Genomic DNA, 25,738 nt, shown 5'->3' on the forward strand with positions numbered 1-25,738 from the left:
GGGGTAGCCTCCGTGCATGGCGGATACCTCGACCCAGTCGATCCAGGTCCAGGCGCCCCTCGACCGGGTGGCCGCGGTGATCAGCGACTTCCCGCGCTACACCGAGTGGGCCGAGGCGATGAAGCAGGTGGATGTCCTCGAGGAGTACGAGGACGGGTATGCCTATCGTGTCCGTTTCGTCATCGATGCCGGAGTCATGGCCGATGACTACACCCTCGAGTACGCCTACGCCGACGATCTCTCGCGGATCGAGTGGCACCTCGTCGAGCCGTCGAAGACGCAGAAGTCGCAGCGCGGGTCCTACGACCTGACCGAGGGCGCCGACGGCAGCACGACAGTGACGTACACACTCGAAGTAGAGCTGTCGATCGGGATGCTGGGCATGTTCCGCCGCAAGGCCGAAAAAATGATCATGGACACGGCCCTCAAGCAGCTCAAACGTCGAGTCGAGTCGTTGTAGCGGGAGGTTTTTCTATGGCCGGATCGGCACGGGAAGAGGCCGAGCGGCTCGTCGCCACGGTGCTGGCGCGGGCGGTCGCGGGGCAGGCCTTCAACGACAAGCGCTGGGCGACGGGCGAGCCGGAATGCTGCGTGTGCCCGGTGTGCAAGGCGATCGCGGCCATGCGCGACCCGAAACCCGAGACGGCGGCCAAGCTGGCCGGCGGCGCGAGCGACCTCGCAGGCTCGGTGGCGGGGCTGCTGCGCTCGGTGTCGGCGATCGTGGGGGAGAAGCCGAAACCCGTGCCGCCCGCTCCGGCTAAGCCGGGTAACGCCGACCAGACGTGGTCCGCGGCGACCCGGGCCGACAGCAACACGGCCGACTCGGCGTGGGCGGCCGCGATCAACGCTGAGGCGGCGATCTCCGGTCAAGGCCACGAGAATAAATCGGATTTGCCCGACTCGGGGGGCCTCGCGGATGACGGACCGGTGGGTACCGCGGACGATGGCCTCGCTCCGCCCACCCCGACTTCTATTGATAAATCGGATTTGTCCGGAACGGGTGCGGGGATTGAGGGGCTGGGTGTCGGGCGCGGGTCCGGCGGCGAAGGGCGTGCGGGTGGGGCTGGCGCTGTAAAGCGTGGGGCTGGCGCTGTGGGGCGCGGGGCCGGTGGGTTTTTCGGGGACGTGGTTCGGGATGATCCGTGGGCTTCGGCGACCACCAGCAGTGCGGCGGCGGTGGCCAAGGAGCATGCGGCCGAGTTGGCGGAGCGGCGGGCGGCCGCGTTGAAGGCCGCGGCGGAGGCAGAGCGGCGGGTGGCCGAGGCGGCTGAGCAGGCCAAAGCGCGGCGGGAGGCGGCGGCCGCCAAGGCCCGCGCCGAGGGCGGCGAGCCGGCGGCGGGCGAGCGCGGGCCCCGGAGGGTGGATGTCTGGGCCGCGGCCACTGCCGATGCGGGTGTTGCCGACGTGGCGTCCGGGGCGGGCGTGGATCATGATGTGGCGGGCGCCGCGGCGTCCGGGGGAGTGGGCGACGACGAAGCGGGCAGTGCGGCCCGTGACGACGACGCCGGGAACAGGGACAACTGAGGGGACGGGGCAGCGTGACGCTGACCATCGGAGTCGACGTCGGCGGCACGAAGGTGGCCGGTGGGGTGGTCGACGAGCACGGCACCGTGCTGGCTTCGAATCGCCGGAGCACGCCGGCCGAGGACCCGGCGGGCACCCGGGACACGATCGTCGAGGTCGCGGCCGAGCTGGCGGTGCAGTTCCCGCAGGCCACTGCGGTCGGCATCGGCGCGGCGGCGTGGATCGACGCGCCCGGCGCGACCGTGCTGTTCGCCCCCAACCTGGCCTGGCGGGACGAGCCGCTGCGCGACTACGTAAGCAAGGCCGTCGGCCTGCCCACGGTGCTCGAGAACGACGCGAACGTCGCCGCCTGGGCCGAGTTCCGATACGGCGTGGCCCGCGAGGCCGACGACTCGATGGTGATGATCACCGTGGGCACCGGCATCGGCGGCGGCATCGTGCTGGGCGGCAAGCTGTGGCGCGGCGCCAACGGCATCGCCGGCGAGCTCGGCCACATCCAGTCGGTGCCCGACGGTCACCCCTGCGGCTGCGGCCGGCTGGGCTGCCTCGAGCAGTACGCGAGCGGCAACGCGCTGGTCCGCTTCGCCCGGGCGGGTGCGCGGCAGGAGCCGGAGCGGGCCGCGAAGCTGCTGGAGCTGGCCGGGGGCGACCCGCTGGCGATCAGCGGCCGGCAGATCACCGAGGCCGCCCGGGCCGGCGACGGGGTCGCCCGCGACGCGTTCGGCCAGATCGGCTATTGGCTGGGGGTCGCGATGGCCGACCTGGCGCAGAGCTTCGACCCGCAGATCCTGGTGGTCGGCGGGGGCGTGGTCGACGCCGGTGACCTGCTCATGACCCCGACCCGCGACACCTATCGCGACCAGCTCAAACAGCGCGGCCGCTTCCCGGTGGCCGAGGTGCACGCGGCCGAGACGGGCAACACGGCCGGCGTGGTCGGCGCGGCCGACCTGGCCCGGCGCATCTGAGCCGGCGGAGGTCATCATGACGGGCGCGGGCCTGCGAGTTGTCAGCTACAACGTCCACGGAATGAAGGACGACCGGGCCGCCCTGATCGGCGTGATCCGCGACCTGGCGCCCGACGTGCTGGTCGTGCAGGAGGCGCCGCGCCGGTTCCGGTGGCGGCACAAGTGCGCGGCCCTGGCCGACGACGTGGGCATGGTGGTGGCGGCCGGGGGCCTGCCCTCGCTGGGCAACCTGCTGCTGGTCAGCCTGCGGGTGGCGGTGCACGAGACGTGGTGCATGCGCTACCCGCTGACCCCGGGCCGGCATCTGCGGGGCGCCGCGTTCGCCCGGGGCACCGTACGGGGTGGCGGCTTCACCGTCTCGGGCTCGCACCTCGCGACCGATCCCACCGAGCGGCCCACGCAGGCGGCGCTCTGGAAGGACGAGCTGGGCAAGATCGAGGGGCCGGTGATCGCGGCGGCCGACCTCAACGAGGGCCCCGGCGGCGGCGCCTGGCGCACGGTCGAGGACGGCTTCACCTCGTACGGGGAAGCGCCCTTGACCTTTCCGGCGACGCTGCCGAACCGGCGGATCGACGGCATCTTCGTCACCCCCGACATCACGATCGAGAAGTACGACGTCGTCGACACCGACCAGGCTCGCCGCGCCAGTGATCATCTTCCCGTGGTTGTCGACCTGACGCTCCCTTCCGAGTAACCCTCGGGTTCTGGCAATATCGCCGGGTGCCCGACACACCCGACATCGCCGACCGCCGTGACGCCGTGTGTGTCATCGGGGCCGGGGCCAGCGGTCTCGCCGCGATCAAGAACCTGCGCGAGCACGGCTTCGAGGTCGACTGCTACGAGCGCGAGACGTCGGTGGGCGGCGCGTGGAACTGGCGGCACGACCGCAGCCCGGTCTATGCGGGCACCCACCTGATCTCCTCGCGGCCGCTGACCGAGTTCCCCGACTTCCCGATGCCGGACACCTGGCCCGACTATCCCGACCACCGTCAGGTCTTGTCCTACCTGGAGCGATACTCCCGGCATTTCGACCTGGAACGCGACGTCTGGTTCGGCACCCAGGTCGTCTCGGTCGTGCCGGTCGGCGACGGCCGCTGGGACGTGACCACCCAGTCCACCGGCGGCGGATCGTCACGGGTGCAGCGGTACGCGGGGGTGGTCGTCGCCAACGGGCACAACTGGGCGCCGCTCAAGCCGAAGATCCCCGGCGACTTCAGCGGGCAGCTCATCCACTCGGCCAAGTTCAAGGACCCGGCCCAGCTGCGCAAGCGCAAGGTGCTGGTGATCGGCGGCGGCAACACCGGCTGCGACATCGCCGTCGAGGCGGCCCAGCAGGCGAGCACGGTCTGGCACTCGACCCGGCGCGGCTACTGGTACGCGCCGAAATACGTACTGGGCCGCCCGGCCGACCAGGTCAACGACCGCATGCTCAAGCTCGGCCTGCCGCTGCGCCTGCGCCAGTGGCTCTATCGCCGCGCGCTCGGGCTGACCACCGGCGACCTGACCCGGTACGGCGTCCCCGAGCCCGACCACCGCCCGTACGAGAGTCATCCGATCGTCAACAGCCAGCTCCCGTACTACCTGGGCCATGGGCGGATCACCCCGGTGCCCGACGTGACGAGCTTAGACGGGTCCTTCGCCGTGCTCGCCGACGGGCGCCGGATCGAGCCCGAGCTGGTGATCACCGCGACCGGCTACCGGCCGCGCTTCGAGTTCCTCGCCCCCGAGCTGCTCGACATCGGCGAGGACGGCCGCCCCGACCTGCACCTGCACGCGTTCGCCCGCCAGCACCCGACGCTGGCCGTGGTGGGACTGGTGCAGGCCGACTTCGGGCTGTTCCCGCTGGCGCACTGGCAGAGCGTGGCCGTCGCCCGGTGGCTGCGGCTGCGCGTCACCGACCCCGAGCGGGCCACCGCCGTACAGCAGAAGGAATCGACCCGGCCGCTGGCGAGCTGGTCGCGGCGGCGGGTCGTGCCCACCCCACGGCACTGGTTCGAGGTCGACCACACCGACTACCTGCGGGCCGTCGAGGGCCTCCTGCGCGAGATGGAGCCCCGCCCATGAAGTCCGAGCTGCTGCGCTTCCAGGACTGGACCGATCCCGTACGCCCGGTCGAGCGCGAGGTCGTCTCGATGACCGAGGAGACGGACGCCAAGCTGCCGCCGCTGCTCTTCGTGCCCGGTCTCGGTCACGGCGCCTGGGCGTTCGCCGAGCACTGGCTGCCCGCGACCGCCGCCCGGGGCTTCCCGGCGCACGCCCTCACCCCGCGACCGGGCGGCGACCTGCGCGCCCACGCCCACGACGTCGTGCAGGTGGCCGCCTCGCTGCCGCGCCAGGCGGTGCTCGTCGGGCACGGGGCCGGGGCGCTCGTGGTGGCGTACGCGATGGGTCGTTACCCGGCGCGGGCGGCGGTGCTGGCCGCACCCGTGATGGACGGCTGGCCGGCGCTCGGGGCGGCGCTGCGGGCCAACCCGTTCGGCACGCTGCCCGCGATCTTCGGCGGCCGGCTGCGGCTCAACCGCAAGCAGCTCTTCGGCCCCGGCCTGCCCGAGGAGCGCGCCACCGCGATCCTCGACCGGCTCGACGCCCGGCCCCGCCGCGAGCTGGTCACGCACGCCCCCGCCCCGCGCCCGGCCGGCGACCCGCCCGTACTGGTGGTGGGCAGCCCGGACGACCGGGTGGTGCCGCGCAAGTCGCTGGACCGCACGGCGACCCGCTACGGCGGCGCGCCCCTGCTGTTCCCCGGCATGGGCCACGACCTGCCGCTCGACGTGGCCTGGGCCGAGCCGATCGAGGCGATCCTGGACTGGCTCGGCAAGGAGCTAGGGCACTAGCGCCTTGGCTTGCTCGAGCGCGGTCAGGTAGGCCCGCGCCCAGGCGTGGATGTCGTTGGACGTGATGTAGTCGCGCATCGCCTTCATCCGGGTCGCCAGGTCTTCGGGCGCGGCCGCCAGCGCCTGCAGCAGCGTCTCCTTGAGCCCGTCGACGTCGTGCGGGTTGACCAGGAACGCGTCCTCGAGCTCGGCCGCGGCCCCGGCGAACTCGCTGAGCACCAGGGCGCCGCTGTCGTCGCGCCGGGCGGCCACGAACTCCTTGGCGACCAGGTTCATGCCATCGCGCAGCGGGGTCACCACCATGACGTCGGCGGTCTGATAGAGCGCGGCCAGGTCGGCCCGGTCGAACGGCTGGTTGAGGTAGTGGATCGCGGGCTCGCCGACCCGGCCGTACTCGCCGTTGATCCGGCCGACCTCGCGCTCGATCCGGTCGCGCAGGCCGCGGTAGTTCTCCACGCGTTCCCGGCTCGGCACGGCCACCTGCACCATCACGGTGTCGCGGACCTTGATCCGGCCGTCGCGGAGCAGTTCCGAGTACGCCGTGAGGCGGTGCTCGATGCCCTTGGTGTAGTCGAGCCGGTCGACGCTGAGCAGCACCCGCTTGTGCGCGCCGAGGTCGTGCCGCAGCTGGCGGGCCTGATTCACCACGTACGACCGGGCGTTGAGGGTCCGCATCTCGGCGACGTCGATCGAGACCGGGAACGCGCCCGTCCGCACCACCCGGTCGTCCAGGGTGATCGCGTCGTCGGCCCCGTGCGCGCCGAGCAGCTTCGCCGCGAGCTGGGCGACGTTGTGGGCCGCCTGGGGCCGCTGGAACCCGACGAGGTCGGCCCCGAGCATGCCCCGCAGCAGCTCGACCCGGCGCGGTAGCTGCATGAACAGCTCGGGCGGGGGGAACGGGACGTGCAGGAAGAACCCGATCCGCACGTCGGGCCGCAGCTCGCGCAGCAGCTGGGGGACGAGTTGCAGGTGGTAATCCTGCACCCAGACGGTGGCGCCGGGCTCGGCCACCTCGGCCGCGGCCTCGGCGAAGCGCCGGTTGACCGCGCGGTAGGCCAGCCACCACTCGCGGTCGAAGACGGGCTGCTCGACCGCGTCGTGATAGAGCGGCCACAGCGTCGAGTTGGCGAAGCCCTCGTAATAGCCGCGCAGCTCCTCCTCGCTGAGCGGGACCGGGCGCAGCCGCAGGGTGCCGATGTCGGGCAGGTCGCGGGCCGGGCCCGTGCCGCCGCCCCAGCCCACCCACGTCGCCGGGGTCTGTTCGAGGATCGCGTGCAGCGCGCCGGCCAGGCCGCCGGGACTTCGCCGCCATTCGCAGGCCCCGTCGGGCGCGACGTTGTCATCGAGGGGAAGACGGTTGGCGACGACGACCAGCGAGCTCTGGCGCAGCATCACCGAAGGTTATCGGATGGCTACCCAGATATATACCGACGGTGGTCTATGGAACATTTCACACCGCGGATCAGACCACGGCGCCGTCGTCGTAGTCGTCCTCGTCGTCGCCCGAGCGCAGCCGCCAGACCAGCATCACCGCGCCGCCGACGATCGCCGCGAAGCCGAGCATCGTCACGTAGTCGCGATCGATCGGGATCATGGTCGGGAACAGGAAGAGCAGGAAGCCGACGATCACGCCGAGCACGCCGATGACCGCGTACTTCGAGATGCGGGGGAGCGGCGGGGGCGGGGGCGGGACGTACCGCTCGTTCTCCTCGTCGTCCTCGTCGCCGGGCAGGTCGGCGCCGAACGTGTCGAGACCGTCGAGCAGCGAGGGATCCTCGGCGGGCGGGTCGGTGCGCCGCCGGTTGAGCGAGACGCCGGAGAAGTCGGACGCGTTGGAGAGCCCACCCGTGCGGGGCGGCTCCTTGGGGCGCTCGATGGCCTCGGAGGCCGGCCACGGGGCCGCGGTCGGATCGACCGTGGTGTGGAAACCGGCGACGATCTTGGCCCACTCGGCCTCGACGTCGACGCCGCCGGCGGGTTCGGCCGTCGGGTCGGCGGGCGGCGGCGCCGGTGGGGTCGGCGGCTCGCCCCCGGTCACCTTGTGCAGATGCTCGCGGGCGACCTCGAGATGAGCGCGATCGACATAGAGCCGGTCGATCGGCCGCGCGGGCAGGGTGGTGGCGCGCAGAATGGGGTTGAGATCGGCCGTGGGCTGCAGATACGCCGCGATGCCACCGGCCGCCAGCACGTCGAGTAGGTGTTCGCCGACGCGCGGATCCACGTCGCCCGCGACCGCGTAATCGGCCGCGTCGAGCCCGTTGTCCCGCCGCCCGCGGCGGGCGCCACCCGCTGTCACTCCTGCACACTCCCTCGCCGACCGTGCCTTGAATGGTGACACGACATGGACAGTCTGCGGGAGTGCGTTGTGGCGCGCCGTCCCGCTTCGTACGCTTCCTAGACGCTCGGACGTCCCGGAAAGGACACCGTGTTCTACTGGCTGCTCAAGTTCGTGGTCCTCGGACCCGTGCTCAAGCTTCTCTTCCGTCCCGATGTGCGCGGACTGTCCCACCTGCCCCGCACCGGGCCGGTGATCCTGGCCTGCAACCATCTGTCGTTCTCCGACTCGATCTTCACACCCCTGGTGGTGGACCGTAGGGTGACGTTCGTCGCCAAAGCGGAGTACTTCACCGGCAAGGGGATCAAAGGCTGGCTCATGCGCCAGTTCTTCAGCGGAACGGGGACGATTCCGGTGGACCGTTCGGGCGGCAAGGCTGCCCAGGCGGCCCTCGACACGCTGCTGCGGGTGCTGCGCGAGGGCGGCGTCGCGGGCATCTATCCGGAGGGCACCCGCTCGCCCGACGGCCGGCTCTATCGCGGCAAGACCGGCGTGGCCCGCCTGGTGCTCGAGAGCGGGGCCGTGGTGGTGCCGGTCGCGCTGCTCAACACCGACGAGATCCAGCCCACCGGCGTGCTCATGCCCAAGATCAAGCGAGTCCGGATGAGATTCGGCGCGCCCCTGGACTTCTCGCGCTACTCCCATGCCAAGGGCGACCGGTTCGTCGAGCGGGCCATCACCGACGAGATCATGTTCGAGCTCATGGCGATGTCCGGCCGCGAGTACGTGGACGTCTACGCATCGAAGTTGAAGACAACGATCGAGGCGCCTACGCCGCATTCATCCCCGCGCGTCGCCGGAGAGCCTGCAGATCGGTGACCACGATGCGGCGGCCCTCGGTGCGCAGCCAGCCGCGGCTGGCGAACGAGCCGATCGCCTGATTCACGCTCTGCCGCGAGCCGCCGGCCATCTCGGCCAGCTGGCTCTGGTTGAGCTCGATCGTGATCATCGGGGCCTGGCTCTCGCCGGCCAGCCGCACCAGCGTCTTGGCGACCCGGCCGGGCAGGTCGAGGAAGACGTGGTCGGTGTTCTGCTCGGTCAGGCGGCGGATCAGGGCGCCGACCGAGCGCATCACCGCGTCGAGGATGCGCGGGTTGGCGTGCACCAGGTCGATGAACGCGGACCGCGACAGCGTGAGCGCCTGGCAGTCCTCGATCGCCTCGGCCGACGCGCTGCGGGCCGACGCGTCCAGAAGGGACACCTCGCCCAGCACGTCGGGCGGGCGGACCACGGTGAGCACCGCGCGCTCCCCGGTCGGGGCCGTGCGGAAGATGGCGACGGCGCCACGTTTGAGAATGATCAAGGATTCGCCGGGGTCGTGCTCGACGAAGATGATCTGTCCTTTGCGGTACGTACGCGGGACTGCCGTGGCGATGACCCGTTGCCGGACGTCCGGCTCCAGGCCTGCGAACATCTCCACGCCGGTCAGCGCGTCGCCGTTGTCCGGCATGCGATGGTCCACGGCGTCATCCCTCCCCCGGTGGGGGCCGTGTCGGCGAGTGTGGCCGCGCCGGCCCCACGACGCGAACGATCACTCTTAGCACACGGCAACCCGCCGGCGCCATTTCTGAGCACCCGTACCGCCGGTGCCTCATAGGATCATGTCGCGCAGGTCGCTATCTGTAAACACCTGAATGCCATGAGTGAACGTTCCCGCGGATGAGGTCCTCATGCGGGGGTCGCCCAACCAGTCCGTCGCATTTACCTCTTCTGCCGTGATAATCCCGCCGTGCCGGATGCCGAGCTTCTTCGATCGACGCTGCGGGACGAGTGGCATCTCGTGCCCAGCGAGATCACCGCCCTGGACGACGTGCTGCTGTCGCGTGGCTGGGAGGTGACAGCCGGATCCCGTACGTACGTGGTGCGGCTGTGCGACCCCGGCGCGCGGCTCCCGGTGGAGGCCGGCCTGGTCGCCACCGAGCATCTGCGCGGCCGGGACATAGCGGCCGGCGAGCCCGTCCGTACGCTCTCGGGCAGCCTCACCGCGCAGACCGAGGCCGGGGCGTTCGCCGTGCTGCACCGGGTGCCCGGCCGGCGCCTCGACGGCGGCGACCCGGTCGACCAGCAGTGGTGGGGCGACCGCCTCGGCGCCGTGCACCGCGCCCTGCAGGGGTTCCACCACCCGGGGCTGCGGTCGTGGCAGCCGCTCGACGCGGGCGCGGCCCACCTGGACGCCGAGCCGTGGCTGCGCGGCGCCGTGGCCGAGGCGACGGCCGCCGCGACCCGGCTGACGATCACCGACCGCCTCACGTACGGGGTGCTGCACGGCGACCCGGCGCCCGGCGTCTTCGTGCTCGACCCGGGCACCGGCCGGGCCGGGCTGCTCGACTGCGGGGCGAGCGGGGTCGGCCCGCTGGTCTACGACGTGGCCGCGGCCGTGCTCTACGCCGGGGGAGTGACCAGGGCCGGCGAGCTGCTCGACGGCTACCTCGCGGCGGGCCCGGTCGAGGCCGGTGAGCTGGACGCGGCCCTGCCGGTGCTGCTGCGCCTGCGGTGGGCCGTGCAGGCCGACCGGGCGGCCCGCCGGGGGTGCCCCGAGGCGCTGCGGCGGGCCCGGGTGGCCCTGGAGTCGGCGCCCGGCTGACGATGGGCAAGGATGGGACCCGATGGTTTATCGCTATTTCTACGACTGCGAGTTCATCGAGGACGGGCGCGTGGTCGACCTGGTCTCGATCGGTGTCGTCGACGAGTTCGGCCGTGAGTTCTACGCGGTCAGCACGGAGTTCGACGACAGCCGCGCCATTCCCTGGGTGCGGCGCAACGTGCTCGACAAGCTGCCCTCGCCGTCCGACAAGGCGTGGCGCTCGCGCGAGCGGATCCGTGACGACCTCTACGCGTTCCTGACCGAGCCGGTCGCGGGGCGGGGCGAGCAGATCGAGCTGTGGGCGTGGTTCGCCGCGTACGACCACGTCGCGCTGGCCCAGCTCTGGGGGGCCATGCCGGCCCTGCCGCGCGACCTGCCGCGCTTCACCAAGGATCTGCGCCAGCTGTGGGACGACAAGGGCCGCCCGACGCTGCCCGCGATGTCCGGCCGGCACGACGCGCTGGTCGACGCCCGGCACAACCTGGCCCGCTGGCGCGCGATGGGTGGCTGAGCCCCGTTTGACCCGGCCGGGTCCGGGCACGACAAGAGGCATGACTGACACCGAGCAGGAGCGTCGCGACAAGGTCAAGTCCCTGGTCGCGGACGCCCGCATCTGCATGCTGACCACGATGACCTCGGACGGCAAGCACGTCAGCCGCCCGATGGCCCTGCAGGACGTCGAGTTCGACGGCGACCTGTGGTTCTTCGCGTACTCCGACTCCGACCTGGTGCAGCAGATCGCCGTCCACCCGCAGGTGAACGTCGCGTTCAGCGACCAGAAGCACAACAACTGGATCTCCATGGCGGGCGAGGCCGTGCGTACGGACAACCCGGCCAAGGCCAAGGAGCTGTGGAGCGCGCCGCTCAAGGCCTGGTTCCCCGAGGGCCTCGAGACGCCGAACCTCACCCTGGTCAAGGTGCACGCCGACACCGCCGAGTACTGGGAGGCGGCGCACAGCTCGAAGGTCGTCACTCTGCTCGGCTACGCCAAGGCCGCCGTCACCGGAAAGACCCCGGACGCGGGCGAGAACGAAACAGTCCGGCTTTAAGGGGCGGATGCATCACGGTGGTGGGCGGCGACTAGAGTTCGGGTCGCGGCCCGCCCCGGACCGGCAACGCTGCCGACGTGGGGTTCGACGGGCTCTCTGACTTCTCGCATACCCCGATACAGGGAGGACGAGCACATGCGTATCGGCGTGCTCACCGGCGGCGGCGACTGCCCCGGTCTCAACGCGGTGATCCGGGCGGTGGTCCGCAAGGGCGTCGCCGCTTACGGTCACGAGTTCGTCGGCTTCCGCGACGGCTGGAAGGGCCCGCTCGAGGGTCTGACGAAGCCGCTCGGCATCGCCGAGGTTCGCGGCATCCTGCCCCGCGGCGGCACGATCCTGGGCTCCTCGCGCACCAACCCGTTCAAGATCGACGGTGGTGTCGAGAAGATCAAGGCCAACCTGGCCGAGCAGGGCGTGGACGCGCTCGTGGCGATCGGCGGCGAGGACACCCTCGGCGTCGCCACCAAGCTCAACGACCTGGGCGTCAACGTCGTCGGCGTGCCGAAGACGATCGACAACGACCTCAACGCCACCGACTTCACGTTCGGCTTCGACACCGCGGTCAACATCGCGATGGAGGCCATCGACCGGCTGCACACCACCGCCGAGTCGCACCACCGCACCCTGGTCGTCGAGGTCATGGGCCGGCACGCCGGCTGGATCGCGCTGCACGCCGGCCTGGCCGGTGGCGCCAACGTGATCCTGCTGCCCGAGCGCCCGTTCGACGTGGAGCAGGTCGCGACCTACGTGACCAAGCGTTTCCAGGTCGAGTACGCGCCGATCGTCGTCGTCTCCGAGGGCGCGCACCCGCTCGAGGGCCAGATGGCGCTGCAGAGCCAGGAGAAGGACTCGTTCGGCCACGTCCGCCTCGGCGGCATCGGCCAGTGGCTCGCCGAGCAGCTGGAGGAGAAGACCGGCAAGGAGGCCCGCACGGTCGTCCTCGGTCACATCCAGCGCGGTGGCACCCCGACCGCGTTCGACCGGGTGCTCGCCACCCGGTTCGGTCTGCAGGCGATCGACGCCGTCCACGACGGCGATTTCGGTAAGATGATGGCGCTGCGGGGCACCGACATCGTGCGCGTGCCGCTGATCGACGGCACCGGTGAGCTCAAGACCGTGCCGCTGTCGCGGTACGAAGAGGCTGAGGTCTTCTTCGGCAGCTAGGTCGAGCTTTTGGGTTAGGGGCGGCCGGCGACGGTCGCCCCTTTCTTCGTTGAGGGGCGTGTATGACCAAGCACAGTGTCGCCGTGATCGGCGCGGGCAAGCTCGGCGAGCTGGTCCTGGCCGGTCTGCTGCGCTCCGGCTGGACGCCGCAGCAGGTGCTGGCCACCGCCCGGCGCCCCGAGCGCGCGGCCGAGCTGGCCGAGCGCCACGGCATCCGCCCGGTGCTCAACCTGACCGCCGTCACCCAGGCCGACGTGCTGCTGATCGCCGTCAAGCCGCAGGACGCGGGCGCGCTGCTCGACGACTTCGGCATGAAGGTGCCGCCCGACACGCTGGTCGTCTCGCTCTGCGCCGGCCTGCCCACCAGCTTCTTCTCCGAGCGGCTGCCCGGCGGCATCCCGGTCGTGCGGGTCATGACCAACACGCCGGCCCTGGTCGACCAGGCGATGACGGCGATCTCCCCGGGCCCGTACGCGACTGACGACCACCTCGCGATCGTCGAGGAGATCTTCCAGCCGCTCGGCCGCACCCTGCGCGTGCCCGAGAGCCAGCAGGACGCGGTGACCGCGCTCTCCGGCTCCGGCCCGGCCTACTTCTATCTGCTCGTCGAGGCGATGGTCGACGCGGGCATCCTGCTCGGGCTGCCCCGCAACGTCGCCCACGAGCTGGCCGTGCAGACCGCGGTCGGCTCCGCGATCATGCTGCGCGACTCGGGCGAGCACCCGGTGCGCCTGCGCGAGTCGGTCACCTCGCCCGGCGGCACCACCGCGTCGGCCCTGCGCGAGCTCGAGACGCACGGGTTGCGGGCGGCTTTCTTGACCGCCCTCGAAGCGGCCCGCGACCGCGCCCGTCAGATCGCCACCGAGATGACCGGTAAAGGCTGAACTGTCAGCAACGTCACGGGCCCCAGCCTGTGGATAAGTCAGTTTGACCGTTTTGCGCAGCGTATTTTTCTGGCCAGCCCCCTGGGTGCGGTGGGGAGGGCCTAGTTAGTACCAGATGGCGATCTTGGAGCCGTTCGTCTCCTCGGGCGGGCTGGGGTGGCTGAGGGCCGTTCCGGTGGCCATCCGGTGCGCCGACCAGGCCACCGCGGCCGCGTCCAAGATGTCGTCGGGCGGCGCCTGGCCGGCCGGTCCGATCTGGTCGGGCAGCACGATGCCGTTGCGGGCCAGCAGCTCGCGCCGCCGGGCCTGACCGGTCCACGTCTTCTTGGCGAACTGCAGGGGCTCGCCCGCCATCGTGCGGAACGAGACCTCGGGGTGCGCCTCGAAGAGCAGGCCGGGGTGCCGCTCCCAGATCGCGTTGGCCTCGAGCAGCTTGGGCCGCAGGGCCCAGGACTGCCGGCTCAGCCCGGCGCCGGTCAGCTCGCGGCAGAGCCGGTTGGCCGCGGTGAAGTCGGCCTCCTGCCAGACGGCGCGGGGCGGCACCCGGAAGACGCTGCCGCGCCGGGGGCCCAGTTCCTCGGCCGCGAGCGTGTCGGCGGCCCGCCAGCGGTCGGGCAGCATGCCCAGGGGGATGTCCACGCCGATCACGGAGGCGCCGGAGCTGCCGGCGACTATCTCGTACAGCGTGGAGGCCAGCACGGCCCGGCCGAACGCGCCGTCCCGCAGCTCGACGCCGACCCAGCCGAGCGCGTAAGCATCGACACCTATAACTCGGACACTCATCGGCGGCGTGCGGCCAATCGGACAACGACGTCGGAGATGGTCATGAACGCAGACTACGCGCTGTGTCCGTCAGTGTGCACCCCGTAGCCGTCGGTGCGACAAAGTTAAGCCTTTGCGTAATCCCTCGTCGCTGTCTTGACGAGCATGAATATCTGTGACTACCGTCTCCCCAACGAACTTTTTGGAAAGTTTCCTAACTGTTCAAAGAGGAGCCCCAGTGCAGAAATCCCTCCGCCGCGCCACCTGGGTGTCGGCGATCGTGGTGGTGGCTGCCACCGCCGCGGTCCCGGCCACCCAGGCGTCGGCCGCTGCGGCCTGTGCCCCCGCGTGGTCCTCCACCGCTGTTTACGTCAAGGACAACGTCGCCTCCCAGAACGGCCACAACTACACCGCCAAGTGGTGGACTCAGAACGAGTCCCCGGCCACGAACAGCAGCCAGTGGGCCGTCTGGATCGACAACGGTGTCTGCGGCGGCACGACGCCCCCCACCACGCCCCCGACAACTCCCCCCACCACCCCGCCGACCACGCCCCCGACGACTCCGCCGACCACGCCGCCGACGACCACCCCGCCCGGCACCAGCGGCAAGAACGTCGTCGGCTACTTCGCCGAGTGGGGCGTCTACGGCCGGAACTACCACGTCAAGAACCTCGTGACGAGCGGCTCCGCGGCGAAGCTGACCCACATCCTGTACGCGTTCGGTAACACGACCGGCGGGCAGTGCTCGATCGGTGACGCTTACGCCGACTACGACAAGGCCTACACCGCGGCCGACAGCGTCGACGGCGTCGCCGACACCTGGGACACGGGCGCGCTGCGCGGCTCGTTCAACCAGCTGCGCAAGCTCAAGAAGCTGTACCCGAACCTCAAGGTGATCTGGTCGTTCGGCGGCTGGACCTGGTCCGGCGGCTTCACCCAGGCCGCGGCCAACCCGACCGCGTTCGCGAATTCCTGCTACAACCTGATCAAGGACCCCCGCTGGTCGGACGTCTTCGACGGCATCGACCTCGACTGGGAGTACCCGAACGCCTGCGGCCTCAGCTGTGACGCCAGCGGCCCCGCGTCGTACAACAACGTGATCACCGCCGTCCGCAACAAGTTCGGCAACAACTTCCTGGTCACCTCGGCGATCTCGGCCGACGGCTCGAACGGCGGCAAGCTCGACGCGGCCGACTACGCCTCCGGCATCGCGAAGCTGAACCTGGTCTTCCCGATGACCTACGACTACTTCGGCGCGTTCGCCCCGCAGGGCCCGACCGCCCCGCACTCGCCGCTCAACTCCTACGCCGGCATCCCGCAGCAGGGCTTCTGGTCCGACGCGGCGATCCAGAAGCTGAAGAGCAAGGGCGTCCCGGCCAGCAAGATGCTGCTCGGCATCGGCTTCTACGGCCGCGGCTGGACGGGCGTCAGCCAGACCGCCCCGGGCGGCACGGCCACCGGCGCGGCGCCGGGCACCTACGAGGCCGGCATCGAGGACTACAAGGTGCTCAAGAACAGCTGCCCGGTCTCGGGCACTGTCGGCGGCACCGCGTACGCCAAGTGCGGCAGCAACTGGTGGAGCTACGACACCCCGTCGACCATCGCCGGGAAGATGTCCTACGTGAAGCAGCAGGGTCTCGGCGGCGCCTTCTTCTGGGAGTTCTCCGGTGACACCAGCAACGGTGAGCTGATCGGCGCGATCAAGAACAACCTCTGATCCTGAATCCTCCTCAGTAAAAGGAAGCGGGGCACCGGCCGCAAGGCTGGTGCCCCGCTTCCGTACGCTTTCCCCTATGCAGCGAGAGTGGCATCAGCTCAGCTACCCGGGGGTGGGCAACCCGGCCCTGCAGACCTCCCGCCCGTCGACCGACTCCGCCGAGGACGAGGCTCTGGGCCTCGACCGATGGCGCACCATGCCGCGGGTGCAGATGCCCCCGTGGGCCGACATGGACGAGGTCGCCTCGGTCTGCCAGGTGCTCGACAACGTGCCGTCGATCGTGGCGCCGTACGAGGTCGACCAGTTGCGGGTCAAGCTGGCCGACGTGTGCGAGGGCCGGGCGTTCCTGCTGCAGGGCGGTGACTGCGCCGAGACGTTCACCGACAACACCGAGAGCCACCTGCTGGCCAACGCGCGCACCCTGCTGCAGATGGCGGTCGTGCTGACGTACGGGGCCTCGATGCCAGTCGTCAAGGTCGCGCGGGTCGCCGGGCAGTACACCAAGCCCCGCTCCGCGCCGACCGACTCGCTCGGCCTCCCGGCGTACCGGGGGGATCTGATCAACTCGCTCGACGCCAACGAGACGGCCCGCGTCGCCGACCCCCAGCGCATGATCCGGGCGTACGCGAACTCGGCCGCGGCGATGAACATGCTCCGGGCCTACCTCGCGGGCGGCCTGGCCGACCTGCACGGGCTGCACGACTGGAACAAGGACTTCGTCCGGGCCTCGCCGGCCGGTGAGCGCTACGAGGCCATCGCCCGCGAGATCGACCGCGCCCTCGACTTCATCCGCGCCTGCGGCATGACCGACAGCGAGGCCCTGCGTACGGTCAGCCTGTACTGCTCGCACGAGGCGCTGGCGCTCGAATACGACCGCGCCCTCACCCGGGTCAGCGACGGGAAGGCGTACGGGCTCAGTGGTCATTTCCTGTGGATCGGCGAGCGGACCCGGCAGCTCGACCACGCGCACATCGACTTCATCAGCCGGATCGCCAACCCGATCGGCGTCAAGCTCGGGCCCGGCACGTCGCCCGAGACCGCGCTCGAGCTGTGCGAGAAGCTCAACCCGAACAACATCCCGGGCCGGCTCACGCTGATCAGCCGGATGGGCAACGGGCGGGTCCGCGAGGCGCTGCCGCCGATCGTCGAGAAGGTCAACGCGTCCGGGGCCAAGGTCGTCTGGCAGTGCGACCCGATGCACGGCAACACGCACGAGTCGTCCAACGGCTACAAGACCCGCCACTTCGACCGGATCGTCGACGAGGTGCTGGGCTACTTCGAGGTGCACCGCGGCCTGGGCACCCACCCCGGCGGCATCCACATCGAGCTGACCGGCGAAGACGTCACCGAGTGCCTGGGCGGCGCGCAGGGCATCGAGGATCTCGACCTGCCGGGCCGCTACGAGACGGCCTGCGACCCGCGGCTGAACACCCAGCAGAGCCTCGAGCTCGCCTTCCTCGTCGCGGAGATGCTTCGTGGTTGATCTGCGGTCCGACACCGTCACCCGGCCGACCCCGGCGATGCGCGAGGCCATGGCGTCCGCCCCCGTCGGCGACGACGTCTTCGGCGACGACCCGACGGTGAACGAGCTCGAGGAATACGTGGCCTCGCTGTTCGGCCACGAGTCGGCGCTGTTCTGCCCGTCCGGCACGATGGCCAACCAGATCGCGCTGCAGCTGCACGTGCAGCCCGGGTCCGAGCTGCTGGCGGGCGGGGACGCGCACGTCGTCACGTACGAGCTGGGGGCGGCGGCCGCTCTCGGGGGCATCTCGACCCGTACGTGGCCGTCGGTCGGGGCGGATCTCGACGTCGAGCAGATCGCCGCGATGATCCGGCCCGCGGGCTATCCGTCGGTGCCGACCCGGGCGATCGCCGTCGAACAGACCCACAACCTGGGCGGCGGCTCGGTGGTGCCGCTGTCGGTTCTGCAGTCGCTCCGCGAGGCGTCGGAAGGCATCGGCCTGCACTGCGACGGCGCCCGCATCTGGCACGCGCATGTCGCCGACGGGGTGCCGCTGGCCGCGTACGGTGCGGTGTTCGACACGCTGTCGGTCTGCCTGTCGAAGGGGCTGGGCGCGCCGGTGGGGTCGCTGATCGTCGGCAGCCGCGAACGCATGGCCCAGGCCCGCGTGATCCGCAAGCGGATGGGCGGCGGCATGCGGCAGGTCGGCATCCTGGCCGCGGCGGGGCGGCATGCCCTGGAGAACCACATCTCGCGGCTGGCCGAGGACCACACCCGGGCGCGGCGGCTGGCCGAGGCGCTGGCGCCGCTGGGCGTGGTCGACCCGTCGAAGATCCGCACCAACCTGGTGCCGCTCGACCTGTCGAAGTCGTCCCTGGACTCGCCGGCACTGGCCTCGCTGGCCGCGAAGCAGGGCGTGCTGATCGCCCCGATGCTGCCCGACATCGCCCGCGTGGTCACCCACCTCGACGTCGACGACGAGGGCCTCGACCAGGCAATCGTCGTGCTGGGCGGCCTGCTGAGCGGGGCCGCGCTCTAAGCCCGGCGTGAGTCAGGGTGGGTAGGCCCATGACCACTCTCCGTTCATGACCAATACTGACGGACGGGCAGGTCAGAGGGGCCGCGTATGGTCGTGGGGCCATGACCGATCCTGCCGCTCTCACGTTTGACGACTTTGCCGCCGAAACGGCTGTTCTGGGGATTTATCGGCAGGTCTTCGCCGTGTTGGCTAAAGAGGCCAACGGCATGGTCGACGATGCGGCGTCGGTGGCGGCCGATGAGGCGATCTTCACCGCGTTCGCGGGGGCGGGGCCGGCCGGGCTGACGGTCGAGCAGGTGGTCTTCGCCTGTGGGGGACTGCCGGCCGAGCGGGTGCGGCGGCGGTTCGAGGTGTTGCGCTCCTATCGGGCGGTCACGCGGGTCAATGAGCGGCCGCACGAGATGTTTTATCAGGCGACCTTCGCGCCGTACGTGATGTTGCTCTTTCTGCGGCGGCTGTCGCAGACGGGTGGGCAGGCCGAGCTGCACCGGATGCTGTCGATGGCCCGGCTCGCGCTGGACGACGCCGAGACCACCGCGGCCGTCGTGCGGGAGCAGCTGGCCGAGATGACCACCGTGTTCCGGCTGCTCTCGAACCCGATCATGCAGCTGGCCAAGTCCGCGTCGGTGGAGTCGTTGCAGGCCCAGGCGCAGCCGCTGCTCGGCAACAGCGAGCTGCTCGACAAGGCCCGCCTCTTCCACAACGCGGCCGCCGACCGGTGGCCCGAGCTGCTGCCGGAATGCACCCGGCTGCGGATGGCCCTGGCCGCCTATCGCGACTCGCTCAACACCGCGGCCGGGCGCCTGCTCGCGCACGCGGGCAAGACCCGGGCGCTGGGGCTGCTGCCGACCGAGCGGTGGCGCACATTCGCTCGCGAGGGGAGCACCGAGGAGCTGGCCGGGGCGCTCGACGGGCTGCTCTTCGACGCGCCGGAGCCGCTGTTCACGGTGGACGAGCTGCTCGAAGCGGTCGAGGAGGGGCTGCACGCCGAGGCGGGCCGGGTGCCGCCGCCGCGGCCGCGGACCGACGAGGAGCCGCCGGCCGCCGACCCGGACGACGACCCGCAGGTGCGTCAGCTGACGATGCGCGCCGAGGAGCTGCTGGGCGACCGGGCCGAGGCGACCGTGGCCCAGCTGCTGGCCGAGGCGGGGGACTGGGCGGCCGGCCGCCGGGTGCTGTCCGACCTGACCGCGATCCATTTGCGAGAGGAGATCCCGTACGCCCTGACGTGGGGCGACGGCTGGCGGGTGGACCAGGGGGCGTCGCCCACGTGGGTCAGCGAGGGCTGGTTCCGGCATGCGTGACGACGACACGGCCCTGTGGTGGGCCAAGATCCGGTCGGGTGGGCCGCAGCGGGTCGCGCCCGGGGGAGCGACGCCGGGCGGGCTGCGCCGGCTCGTGGAGGCCGACGCGCAGGCCGTGTGGCTGATTCCGGAGCTGCCCGAGGGGGCCGGGCCGTCGGTGCTGGCCGAATACGGGGTGCCGGGCGCCTCGATGCTCGACAGCAAGGGCACGCTGCGGGTGTTCGCGGCCTGCCTGCGCTGCTGCTGGCCGGACCCGGCGACGGACCCGTGGCCGGGCGTGTCCGCGACCGTCGAGCAGGTCGACGAGGTGCTGCAACGCCTGGTGCCGGGTCGTAACTCGGTGAGCCGTCGCCAGCTGCTGACCGGCGCGCTGCGCAGGCTGACGGCGGCGGGGTGGCTGTTGACCGATGCGGACCGGATAAGAACGGGGCCGCGCGTCGCCTCGTACGGGAACTTGGAATTGAGCACCCTGCGCGAGCTGTGGCGACTGATATGACGACGATCTTCGACGACGTTCTCAACTCCCTCACCGATCGGCAGCGCGAGCTCGTCGAGGCCGCGTACGCGCTGCTCGAGAACGCGACCGACCCGGTGCACCGGCAGTTCCTCCCGGCGCTGGGCGACGCCACGAGCCGCGATCGCCTGCAGGAGTTGCTCCGGCGTACGGGAAGAACGCTTGTGTCGGTGGACGGGCTGCACTTCACGTCCGGGTTCGACGACGCCGTACGGGCGGAGCTGACCGGCCTCGGCTGGCAGCCGCAGCCGCTCGTCGACCGGGCCGTGCTCGTGCTGGTGCTGGTCTACTCCGTCGCGATCCCGCGCAGCGAGGAGCAGCTCGGGCCGGACACCTGGACCAGCCCCTACCCGGCGACCCTGCAGGACGTCCTGCGCGACAGCAAGGTGCCCGCGAGCGAGGCCCGCGCCGCCCTGGGCCGGCTCACCGCGAGCGGGCTGCTGCGCACCGTCCGGGCCGGCGACGAGCAGGACGGCGGCTACGTGCCCGGCCCCCAGTTCCACCGCCTCACCCCGGCCGCCCGCGAGCAACTGCAGGACCAGCTGATCCTGGCCGCCGCCCCCGACCACCCGCTCGCCGCAGCCATTCGCGAACGTCGTCACGGAGATCTACGTTGACCACCACCCCCACCGACGGACCGGCCGAGGACATCGTCGGGTCGCGGGTCCTCGCCGGCGTCCAGATGGTCAACATCTCGCGCCTGTCGACCCACCCCGTGCCGATCACCGCGCGCGGGCTGATCACCGTGGCCGGGCAGGGGCCGTCCGACTCGAACGGCGCCGGCAAGTCGTCGTTCATCGCCGGGCTGAGCCTGCTGCACGCCGACGAGCAGTGGCGGCCGCAGTCGGGCGCGCAGGCGGCGGCCGAGCTGCTCTTCACGGCCGAGCTCGCCGGTCAGGAGTCGATGCACGCCAACGCCGACCGCGGCTACATCATCGGCGTCTTCGTGCCCCCGGCCGCCCAGACCGTGGCCGAGCTCGAGGCGGACGCGCTGACCGTCTGGCTGCGGGTCAACCGGCAGAGCCCGCACGTCGAGCTGCGCTGGGCCGAGCGGCTGCACGTCCCGTACGGGGAAACCGAGAATGAACGGGCGGGCGGCGCCGATGCCTTGTGGGACCTGCTGCCGAAGGCCAACGGCCGCTCCGATCTGCGCGCCAACCGCCTGGCCCGGACCCTGTACGGCTCGACCGTGCGCTGCGTGTCGTTCCTGTCGACCTCGGTGCGGGCCAGTCTGACCGCGAACCTGCTGGCCCAGCCGCTCAACGAGCTCTCGCCGGAACGGATCTTCGACGCGGTCGGCGCGCTGACCGGCCTGACCCGCGAGATCGAGCTGGAGCAGAGGGCCCGCGCCCAGGAGTACGAGCAGGCCGCCAAGGCCGAGAGCGCGCAGGCCGAGTACGAGCTGTGGGACGGCCGGATGCGGGTCGTCGAGCAGGGCATCGCCGACCGGCAACGGGCCCGCCTGCTGCTGGCCGAGGCCGAGGACAGTTGGCGCGGCCGGTGCGCGCGCTACCTGATCGACGGCGTGCACGAGGCCGACCGGCTGGCCACCGCGGCGGCGGCCCAGGAGGCCCGGCTGGACGAGCTGGACATGCAGGTCGCGGCGGCCGGCGAGGAGGTCGAGCGGCTCTCCGACGACCAGGCGTTCGAGGCGAGCGGGCGGGCGCGGATCACCGCGTACGAGGAGCTCAAGGTCGTCGAGAAGGCGCTGCACGACGAGCACAGCCAGAACGTCGGCGCGGTGGAGACCCTCGGCGACCAGCTGCGCCGGCTGCGGGAGGAGGCGGGGGCGGCCGACGGCCGTACGGTGGCGCAGGCGGAGACCGAGGTCGCGCTGGCCGAGGAGCGGATCCGGACGGCGCAACGGATCAAGGGGCGGACCGAGCACGCGATAGCGAAGAAACGCGAAAACGCCCAGGTGCGGCTGCTGCGGGAACACGGGATCGCGGCCGTCCCGCTGGTGGACGCCCTCGCGTTGACCGAGGACGAGCGCGAGGTCTGGGCGGCTCGGCTGGTGCCCTACCGCCACGCCGTGGTGGCCCCGCCGGAGGCGCTTCCCCTGCTGGCCGCGCTGCCGGGATCGCTGCTGGTCGAGGACGTGGACGGCTTCCGGGCCGCCCTGGCCGACCGGGCGGGCAAGGACGGGAACATCGACACCCTGGCCGGCGTGCACGGCGTGGCCGGCCCTCCGGAGGTGCTGGCCGGACGAGTCGAGGCCGCCCGCGCCGAGCTGGAACGGGCCGTCGCCGAGGACGAGGCGGCCGACCGCGAGGCCGAGGAGGCCCAGCGGGCCAAGACCCGGGCCGAGGAGCACCTGCGCGGCGCGCGGGCCGAGGACGAGGCGGCCCGGGTGCAGCAGGCGATCATCCGGCTGCGTGCGCGCAACGCGGCCGTCGACCGCGAGCTCGACGACCTGGCCGGCCCGCTGCGCTCGACCCGAGACGGCTACGAGGCCGCGCTGGGCGAACGCAACGCGCGGGCCCGGCAGGTCGAGGCCGCGACGACCGTGCTGGCCAACCTCAAGAAGGAGCGTGAGGCCGCCCGCGCCCGGTGGTCGGAGCTGCGCGACCAGCGGACCGCCCTCGACCTGCCCCGGCTGCACGCGGCGTGGGCGGGCACGGTCGAATCGGCCGAGCAGCACCTGCTCGCCCTCGACGAGCCGGAGCAGCGGCGGGCGCCGGCCGAGTGGGACGACCTGTGCGCGCAGCGGGCCGGCGACGCACGGGCGGCCTGCTTTCCGCCCGGCGACCCCGAGCAGAACCGGCCCGAGGAGCTGCGGGTGGTCGACGAGCAGCGCCGCGACCGCCGCTCGTCCGCGTACGTCCAGCTCGTGCCGGACGTGCTGCGGATCGTGGGCGGCTTCCTGACCGAGCACGAGCGCGTCGACCGCGACAACGCCACCCAGATCCAGTCGGAGCGGGCGGCCAAGACCATGACCCTGCGCGGGGCCCAGGCCGCCCTGGAGGAGGCGCGGCTGGCCTCCGAGGCGCTGCGGGCCACCACGGCCACGGCCATCCGGACGAAGCTGCGGCAGGTGTCCGAGGAGTTCGACCGGCTCGACCAGACGTACGGGGGATATGGCGGCAGCCTCGACTTCCCCGAGCCCGAGGCGCCGGCCGACCCGAAGAAGCCGTGGCAGTGGACGATCACCCCGCGCTGGCGCCGCGGCGAGGGCAAGCCGCCGTCGTCGTACCGGCTGCGGGGCAACACGGCCCAGATGGACGACAAGGCGGTCAAGCTCGTCTGCGCCGCCGCGCTGGCCGGCGCCCAGGACCGGCCGCTGATGCTCGTGCTCGACGAGCTGGGCCGCAACCTCGGCTCGGCGCACCGCCGGGACGCGGTCGCGCTGTTCGAGAACATCGGCCGCGACCGGGCCATCAGCGTGGTCGGCGCCCTGCAGGACGACATGGAGCGCTACGCGATCGGCGCCTCCAGCCTCTACATCAAGCTGCGCCGGCCCTCCGACGTCCAGCCCTACAACCAGGCCCCGGTCGTCATCGGCAGCGAGGCCGACGCGGCCCGCGTACAACTGCTCTCGGAGTGGATGAGTTCCTTCAGGATAGTCCGCTAGCAGATCATCTGTTACAGTCGGAGGCATGAGTCCTTCGACCGATGAGCGACGCATGGGTGCCCTCGCGGTGCTGTGCGCGATGTCCCTGATGATCGTTCTCGACAGCACGATCGTCGCCGTGGCCGTCCCCGACATCCAGCGCGACCTCGGCTTCACCGAGGCCGGAGTGTCCTGGGTGGTCAACGGCTATCTGGTCGCCTTCGCGGGCCTGCTCCTGCTGGCCGGCCGGCTCGGCGACCTGGTCGGGGCGTGGCGGGTCTTCCTGGCCGGGCTGACCCTGTTCACGGTGGCCAGCCTGCTCTGCGGGTTCGCGACCACGGCCGGCCTGCTCATCGCGGGCCGTTTCGTGCAGGGCGCGGGCGGCGCGCTGGCCGCGGCCGTCGTCATCGGCATGATCGTGCGGTTGTTCCCCGAGCCCGAGGCGCAGGCCCGCGCGATGGGCATCTACAGCTTCACCCAGGCCGGCGGGGCGGCTGCCGGTTTCGTGCTGGGCGGCCTGCTGACCGACGCGCTCGGCTGGCCCGTCATCTTCCTGATCAACGCGCCGATCGGCGTCGCCGTGTGGTTCTTCGGCCGCCGCCTGCTGCCCCGCGAGACCGGCCTCGGCCTGGGCCGCGGGCTCGACGTGCCGGGCGCCCTGCTGATCACCTCGGGCCTCTCACTCGGGGTGTACGCAATCATCCAGGCCTCGATCCCCGCCGCGGCCGTGGCCGTCCTGCTGATCGCGGGCTTCCTGGTGCGGCAACGACTGGCGAGCCACCCGCTCATCCCGCTGCGGATCCTGAGCCGCCGCTGGCTGCTGACCGCGAGCGCCGCCGTCGTGCTGGTCTTCGCCACCGGCATGGGCTTCCAGTTCATGAACGCCCTGTTCGTGCAGCGAGTGATGGGCTACGACGCGCTCGGCACCGGCCTGGCCTTCCTGCCCACCCCGATCGTCATCGGTCTCGTCTCCCTCTTCGCCGCGCCCCGCCTGACCGGCCGCTTCGGCCCCCGCCCGGTGCTGATGGCCGGCCTGACCCTGCTGGTCGGCGGTCTGCTGCTGCTCTGGCGCCTGCCGGTCGAGCCGTCCTACGCGACCCACATGCTGCCCGCCCTGATCGTCATGGGTCTCGGCGTCGGCGTCACCGTCCCGTCGATCATCATGCTGGCCATGGCCGGCGCCGCCCCCGCCGACACCGGCGTCGTCTCGGGCTTCATCAACACCGCGCAACAGGCCGGGGGCGCGCTCGGCCTCTCGGTGCTGGCCGCGCTGGCCGCCTCCCGCGCCGGCGGTTCATCAGTGACGGCCCTGCACGCCGGCTACACGCTCGCGTTCCTGGTGGCGGCCGGTTTCGTGCTCACCGCCCTGCTGATCACGACGTTCCTGTTGAAAACCAAAGATTCCGTACGCCACGTCGAGGCCTCAACCGCATTGGGTTAGAACGCGAGGCTCCCCGCGGCCCGGGTGGGTGGTCACGGCCGGAGCGCGCGACCGGGATGTTCCCGGTGGTCACCCACGACCCCCCGGATCGCCTAAGCGCGAGGGCCTTCCACGTGTTCAAGTAGGCGGGGCGCTTGGTGGGTGGTCAGCGCCAGCATCGAGAGTCCGGGTGTCCTATCGAAGCAACTGCAGGAACTCGGTTGCGGTGAGGCCGGCCTGGCGAAGAATCGAGGCGAGCGTCCCGCGCTTGATCGTCGAGTGCTGGGGAACTATGACAACCCTGCCGTTTGGGTGTTGGTAAACGGCATGGCTGCCCTTGGTACGGACGTGGGCGAAGCCGGCCTTGATGAGAGCGTTGACGACCTTGCGGAGAGGGAGATCGGCGAGCGCAGGGCTCATGCCGCCGAAGCGATCTGGAACGACGTGACGAACGGGGTCGACTCGATCTGTGGGCGGGAGACCTGTTCCAAGTACAGCTCGACCGCCTCACGAAGGTTCGCCAGCGCTTCCTCGAGTGACTCTCCCTGGCTGGCCACGTCGAGTTCCAGGCACCGCGCGACGTACCAGTCATCTTCCTGATGGACTGCTGCGGTCAGCGTTCGGGTCATCG

Annotated in this window: 26 protein-coding genes; 20 read left to right on the forward strand and 6 right to left on the reverse strand. The window is 71.4% G+C overall.

All coding sequences use genetic code 11. The features are described 5' to 3' along the window. Positions 1–16 precede the first annotated feature (16 nt). From JKJ07_RS19550 to JKJ07_RS19575, 6 genes are read left to right on the forward strand one after another with little or no spacing between them, the layout of a single operon-like run. Positions 17–460, forward strand: a complete 444-nt coding sequence (locus tag JKJ07_RS19550) for an SRPBCC family protein (protein WP_202993023.1) — start codon at positions 17–19, stop codon at positions 458–460. Positions 461–474: 14 nt separating this feature from the next. Beyond that, the gene (locus JKJ07_RS19555; RefSeq protein WP_202993024.1) at positions 475–1,524 is read left to right on the forward strand and encodes a hypothetical protein; all 1,050 of its coding nucleotides are present in this window, start codon (positions 475–477) and stop codon (positions 1,522–1,524) included. A gap of 14 nt (positions 1,525–1,538) precedes the next feature. After that, positions 1,539–2,489, forward strand: a complete 951-nt coding sequence (locus JKJ07_RS19560) for an ROK family glucokinase (RefSeq protein ID WP_202993025.1) — start codon at positions 1,539–1,541, stop codon at positions 2,487–2,489. A 16-nt stretch (positions 2,490–2,505) separates the two neighbouring features. Next, a complete protein-coding gene (locus JKJ07_RS19565) occupies positions 2,506–3,183 on the forward strand; it encodes an endonuclease/exonuclease/phosphatase family protein (protein WP_202993026.1) in 678 nt (225 codons plus the stop codon). Positions 3,184–3,209: 26 nt separating this feature from the next. Then, positions 3,210–4,553 (forward strand): flavin-containing monooxygenase, encoded by a 1,344-nt coding sequence (locus tag JKJ07_RS19570; RefSeq protein ID WP_202993027.1) that lies wholly within the window; start codon positions 3,210–3,212, stop codon positions 4,551–4,553. Beyond that, positions 4,550–5,323, forward strand: a complete 774-nt coding sequence (locus JKJ07_RS19575; RefSeq protein ID WP_202993028.1) for an alpha/beta hydrolase — start codon at positions 4,550–4,552, stop codon at positions 5,321–5,323. The genes JKJ07_RS19570 and JKJ07_RS19575 overlap by 4 nt, the downstream gene beginning before the upstream one ends. Here the strand turns inward: JKJ07_RS19575 and JKJ07_RS19580 are convergent. After that, positions 5,312–6,712, reverse strand: coding sequence for an alpha,alpha-trehalose-phosphate synthase (UDP-forming) (locus JKJ07_RS19580; RefSeq protein ID WP_202993317.1), 1,401 nt, complete (start codon positions 6,710–6,712; stop codon positions 5,312–5,314). The two genes, JKJ07_RS19575 and JKJ07_RS19580, sit on opposite strands and share 12 nt — an antisense overlap. Before the next feature lie 73 nt (positions 6,713–6,785). Continuing rightward, a complete protein-coding gene (locus JKJ07_RS19585) occupies positions 6,786–7,619 on the reverse strand; it encodes a DUF308 domain-containing protein (protein WP_202993029.1) in 834 nt (277 codons plus the stop codon). Between the two features lie 129 nt (positions 7,620–7,748). Here JKJ07_RS19585 and JKJ07_RS19590 point away from each other — a divergent pair, with 129 nt between their 5' ends. Continuing rightward, positions 7,749–8,477 carry a lysophospholipid acyltransferase family protein gene (locus JKJ07_RS19590; protein WP_202993030.1) on the forward strand — a complete coding sequence of 243 codons (729 nt, stop codon included), beginning with the start codon at positions 7,749–7,751 and terminating at the stop codon, positions 8,475–8,477. On the opposite strand, the gene JKJ07_RS19595 is transcribed toward JKJ07_RS19590, so the two are convergent. Further along, positions 8,428–9,108 (reverse strand): Crp/Fnr family transcriptional regulator, encoded by a 681-nt coding sequence (locus tag JKJ07_RS19595; RefSeq protein WP_236029546.1) that lies wholly within the window; start codon positions 9,106–9,108, stop codon positions 8,428–8,430. The two genes, JKJ07_RS19590 and JKJ07_RS19595, sit on opposite strands and share 50 nt — an antisense overlap. 279 nt (positions 9,109–9,387) lie before the next feature. Between JKJ07_RS19595 and JKJ07_RS19600 the strand changes: the two genes are divergently transcribed. The 5 genes from JKJ07_RS19600 to proC all read left to right on the forward strand — a co-directional run bounded on the left by JKJ07_RS19600 (position 9,388) and on the right by proC (position 13,339). Continuing rightward, on the forward strand, positions 9,388–10,242 hold the full coding sequence (locus JKJ07_RS19600) for a phosphotransferase enzyme family protein (RefSeq protein WP_202993031.1): 855 nt from the start codon (positions 9,388–9,390) through the stop codon (positions 10,240–10,242). A 22-nt stretch (positions 10,243–10,264) separates the two neighbouring features. After that, positions 10,265–10,753, forward strand: a complete 489-nt coding sequence (locus JKJ07_RS19605) for a polyadenylate-specific 3'-exoribonuclease AS (RefSeq protein WP_202993032.1) — start codon at positions 10,265–10,267, stop codon at positions 10,751–10,753. A gap of 40 nt (positions 10,754–10,793) precedes the next feature. Continuing rightward, positions 10,794–11,291, forward strand: a complete 498-nt coding sequence (locus JKJ07_RS19610; protein WP_202993033.1) for a pyridoxamine 5'-phosphate oxidase family protein — start codon at positions 10,794–10,796, stop codon at positions 11,289–11,291. 135 nt (positions 11,292–11,426) lie between these two features. After that, positions 11,427–12,455, forward strand: a complete 1,029-nt coding sequence (locus JKJ07_RS19615) for a 6-phosphofructokinase (RefSeq protein WP_202993034.1) — start codon at positions 11,427–11,429, stop codon at positions 12,453–12,455. Positions 12,456–12,517: 62 nt separating this feature from the next. After that, positions 12,518–13,339 (forward strand): pyrroline-5-carboxylate reductase, encoded by an 822-nt coding sequence (proC, locus tag JKJ07_RS19620; protein ID WP_202993035.1) that lies wholly within the window; start codon positions 12,518–12,520, stop codon positions 13,337–13,339. A gap of 105 nt (positions 13,340–13,444) precedes the next feature. On the opposite strand, the gene JKJ07_RS19625 is transcribed toward proC, so the two are convergent. Next, entirely contained in the window at positions 13,445–14,122 is a 678-nt protein-coding gene (locus JKJ07_RS19625) for a DUF429 domain-containing protein (RefSeq protein ID WP_202993036.1), read from the reverse strand. Between the two features lie 217 nt (positions 14,123–14,339). On the opposite strand from JKJ07_RS19625, the gene JKJ07_RS19630 reads away from it, so the two are divergent. From JKJ07_RS19630 to JKJ07_RS19665, 8 genes are all read left to right on the forward strand, one after another. After that, a complete protein-coding gene (locus JKJ07_RS19630) occupies positions 14,340–15,818 on the forward strand; it encodes a glycosyl hydrolase family 18 protein (protein ID WP_202993037.1) in 1,479 nt (492 codons plus the stop codon). Between the two features lie 76 nt (positions 15,819–15,894). Then, positions 15,895–17,301, forward strand: a complete 1,407-nt coding sequence (locus tag JKJ07_RS19635; RefSeq protein WP_202993038.1) for a class II 3-deoxy-7-phosphoheptulonate synthase — start codon at positions 15,895–15,897, stop codon at positions 17,299–17,301. Then, the gene (locus JKJ07_RS19640; RefSeq protein ID WP_202993039.1) at positions 17,294–18,319 is read left to right on the forward strand and encodes a threonine aldolase family protein; all 1,026 of its coding nucleotides are present in this window, start codon (positions 17,294–17,296) and stop codon (positions 18,317–18,319) included. Before JKJ07_RS19635 ends, JKJ07_RS19640 begins: the two co-directional genes overlap by 8 nt. A gap of 101 nt (positions 18,320–18,420) precedes the next feature. Then, positions 18,421–19,623, forward strand: coding sequence for a hypothetical protein (locus tag JKJ07_RS19645; RefSeq protein ID WP_202993040.1), 1,203 nt, complete (start codon positions 18,421–18,423; stop codon positions 19,621–19,623). Beyond that, the gene (locus tag JKJ07_RS19650) at positions 19,616–20,119 is read left to right on the forward strand and encodes a hypothetical protein (RefSeq protein WP_202993041.1); all 504 of its coding nucleotides are present in this window, start codon (positions 19,616–19,618) and stop codon (positions 20,117–20,119) included. The genes JKJ07_RS19645 and JKJ07_RS19650 overlap by 8 nt, the downstream gene beginning before the upstream one ends. Then, positions 20,116–20,754, forward strand: coding sequence for a hypothetical protein (locus JKJ07_RS19655; protein ID WP_202993042.1), 639 nt, complete (start codon positions 20,116–20,118; stop codon positions 20,752–20,754). Before JKJ07_RS19650 ends, JKJ07_RS19655 begins: the two co-directional genes overlap by 4 nt. After that, the gene (locus tag JKJ07_RS19660) at positions 20,751–23,708 is read left to right on the forward strand and encodes a coiled-coil domain-containing protein (protein WP_236029335.1); all 2,958 of its coding nucleotides are present in this window, start codon (positions 20,751–20,753) and stop codon (positions 23,706–23,708) included. The genes JKJ07_RS19655 and JKJ07_RS19660 overlap by 4 nt, the downstream gene beginning before the upstream one ends. A gap of 25 nt (positions 23,709–23,733) precedes the next feature. Beyond that, entirely contained in the window at positions 23,734–25,128 is a 1,395-nt protein-coding gene (locus tag JKJ07_RS19665; RefSeq protein WP_236029337.1) for an MFS transporter, read from the forward strand. A 174-nt stretch (positions 25,129–25,302) separates the two neighbouring features. Here JKJ07_RS19665 and JKJ07_RS19670 read toward each other — a convergent pair whose 3' ends face one another. Further along, a complete protein-coding gene (locus JKJ07_RS19670; protein WP_202993043.1) occupies positions 25,303–25,527 on the reverse strand; it encodes a type II toxin-antitoxin system HicA family toxin in 225 nt (74 codons plus the stop codon). After that, complete coding sequence (locus JKJ07_RS19675) at positions 25,524–25,736, reverse strand: type II toxin-antitoxin system HicB family antitoxin (protein ID WP_202993044.1); 213 nt, start codon at positions 25,734–25,736, stop codon at positions 25,524–25,526. The genes JKJ07_RS19670 and JKJ07_RS19675 overlap by 4 nt, the downstream gene beginning before the upstream one ends. Positions 25,737–25,738 lie beyond the last annotated feature (2 nt).

Source organism: Paractinoplanes lichenicola (assembly GCF_016785085.1).
Lineage (GTDB): Bacteria > Actinomycetota > Actinomycetes > Mycobacteriales > Micromonosporaceae > Actinoplanes > Actinoplanes lichenicola.

What these genes read in the sequence shown, in the direction of transcription:
- JKJ07_RS19645 (WP_202993040.1), top strand. Translation starts at nt 18,421, where the DNA reads ATGACCGATCCTGCCGCTCTCACGTTTGACGACTTTGCCGCCGAAACG.
- JKJ07_RS19635 (WP_202993038.1), top strand. Translation starts at nt 15,895, where the DNA reads ATGCAGCGAGAGTGGCATCAGCTCAGCTACCCGGGGGTGGGCAACCCG.
- JKJ07_RS19565 (WP_202993026.1), top strand. Translation starts at nt 2,506, where the DNA reads ATGACGGGCGCGGGCCTGCGAGTTGTCAGCTACAACGTCCACGGAATG.
- JKJ07_RS19670 (WP_202993043.1), bottom strand. Translation starts at nt 25,527, where the DNA reads ATGAGCCCTGCGCTCGCCGATCTCCCTCTCCGCAAGGTCGTCAACGCT.
- JKJ07_RS19675 (WP_202993044.1), bottom strand. Translation starts at nt 25,736, where the DNA reads ATGACCCGAACGCTGACCGCAGCAGTCCATCAGGAAGATGACTGGTAC.
- JKJ07_RS19605 (WP_202993032.1), top strand. Translation starts at nt 10,265, where the DNA reads ATGGTTTATCGCTATTTCTACGACTGCGAGTTCATCGAGGACGGGCGC.
- JKJ07_RS19665 (WP_236029337.1), top strand. Translation starts at nt 23,734, where the DNA reads ATGAGTCCTTCGACCGATGAGCGACGCATGGGTGCCCTCGCGGTGCTG.
- proC (WP_202993035.1), top strand. Translation starts at nt 12,518, where the DNA reads ATGACCAAGCACAGTGTCGCCGTGATCGGCGCGGGCAAGCTCGGCGAG.
- JKJ07_RS19555 (WP_202993024.1), top strand. Translation starts at nt 475, where the DNA reads ATGGCCGGATCGGCACGGGAAGAGGCCGAGCGGCTCGTCGCCACGGTG.
- JKJ07_RS19655 (WP_202993042.1), top strand. Translation starts at nt 20,116, where the DNA reads ATGACGACGATCTTCGACGACGTTCTCAACTCCCTCACCGATCGGCAG.
- JKJ07_RS19650 (WP_202993041.1), top strand. Translation starts at nt 19,616, where the DNA reads ATGCGTGACGACGACACGGCCCTGTGGTGGGCCAAGATCCGGTCGGGT.
- JKJ07_RS19625 (WP_202993036.1), bottom strand. Translation starts at nt 14,122, where the DNA reads ATGAGTGTCCGAGTTATAGGTGTCGATGCTTACGCGCTCGGCTGGGTC.
- JKJ07_RS19610 (WP_202993033.1), top strand. Translation starts at nt 10,794, where the DNA reads ATGACTGACACCGAGCAGGAGCGTCGCGACAAGGTCAAGTCCCTGGTC.
- JKJ07_RS19575 (WP_202993028.1), top strand. Translation starts at nt 4,550, where the DNA reads ATGAAGTCCGAGCTGCTGCGCTTCCAGGACTGGACCGATCCCGTACGC.
- JKJ07_RS19615 (WP_202993034.1), top strand. Translation starts at nt 11,427, where the DNA reads ATGCGTATCGGCGTGCTCACCGGCGGCGGCGACTGCCCCGGTCTCAAC.
- JKJ07_RS19550 (WP_202993023.1), top strand. Translation starts at nt 17, where the DNA reads ATGGCGGATACCTCGACCCAGTCGATCCAGGTCCAGGCGCCCCTCGAC.
- JKJ07_RS19595 (WP_236029546.1), bottom strand. Translation starts at nt 9,108, where the DNA reads ATGCCGGACAACGGCGACGCGCTGACCGGCGTGGAGATGTTCGCAGGC.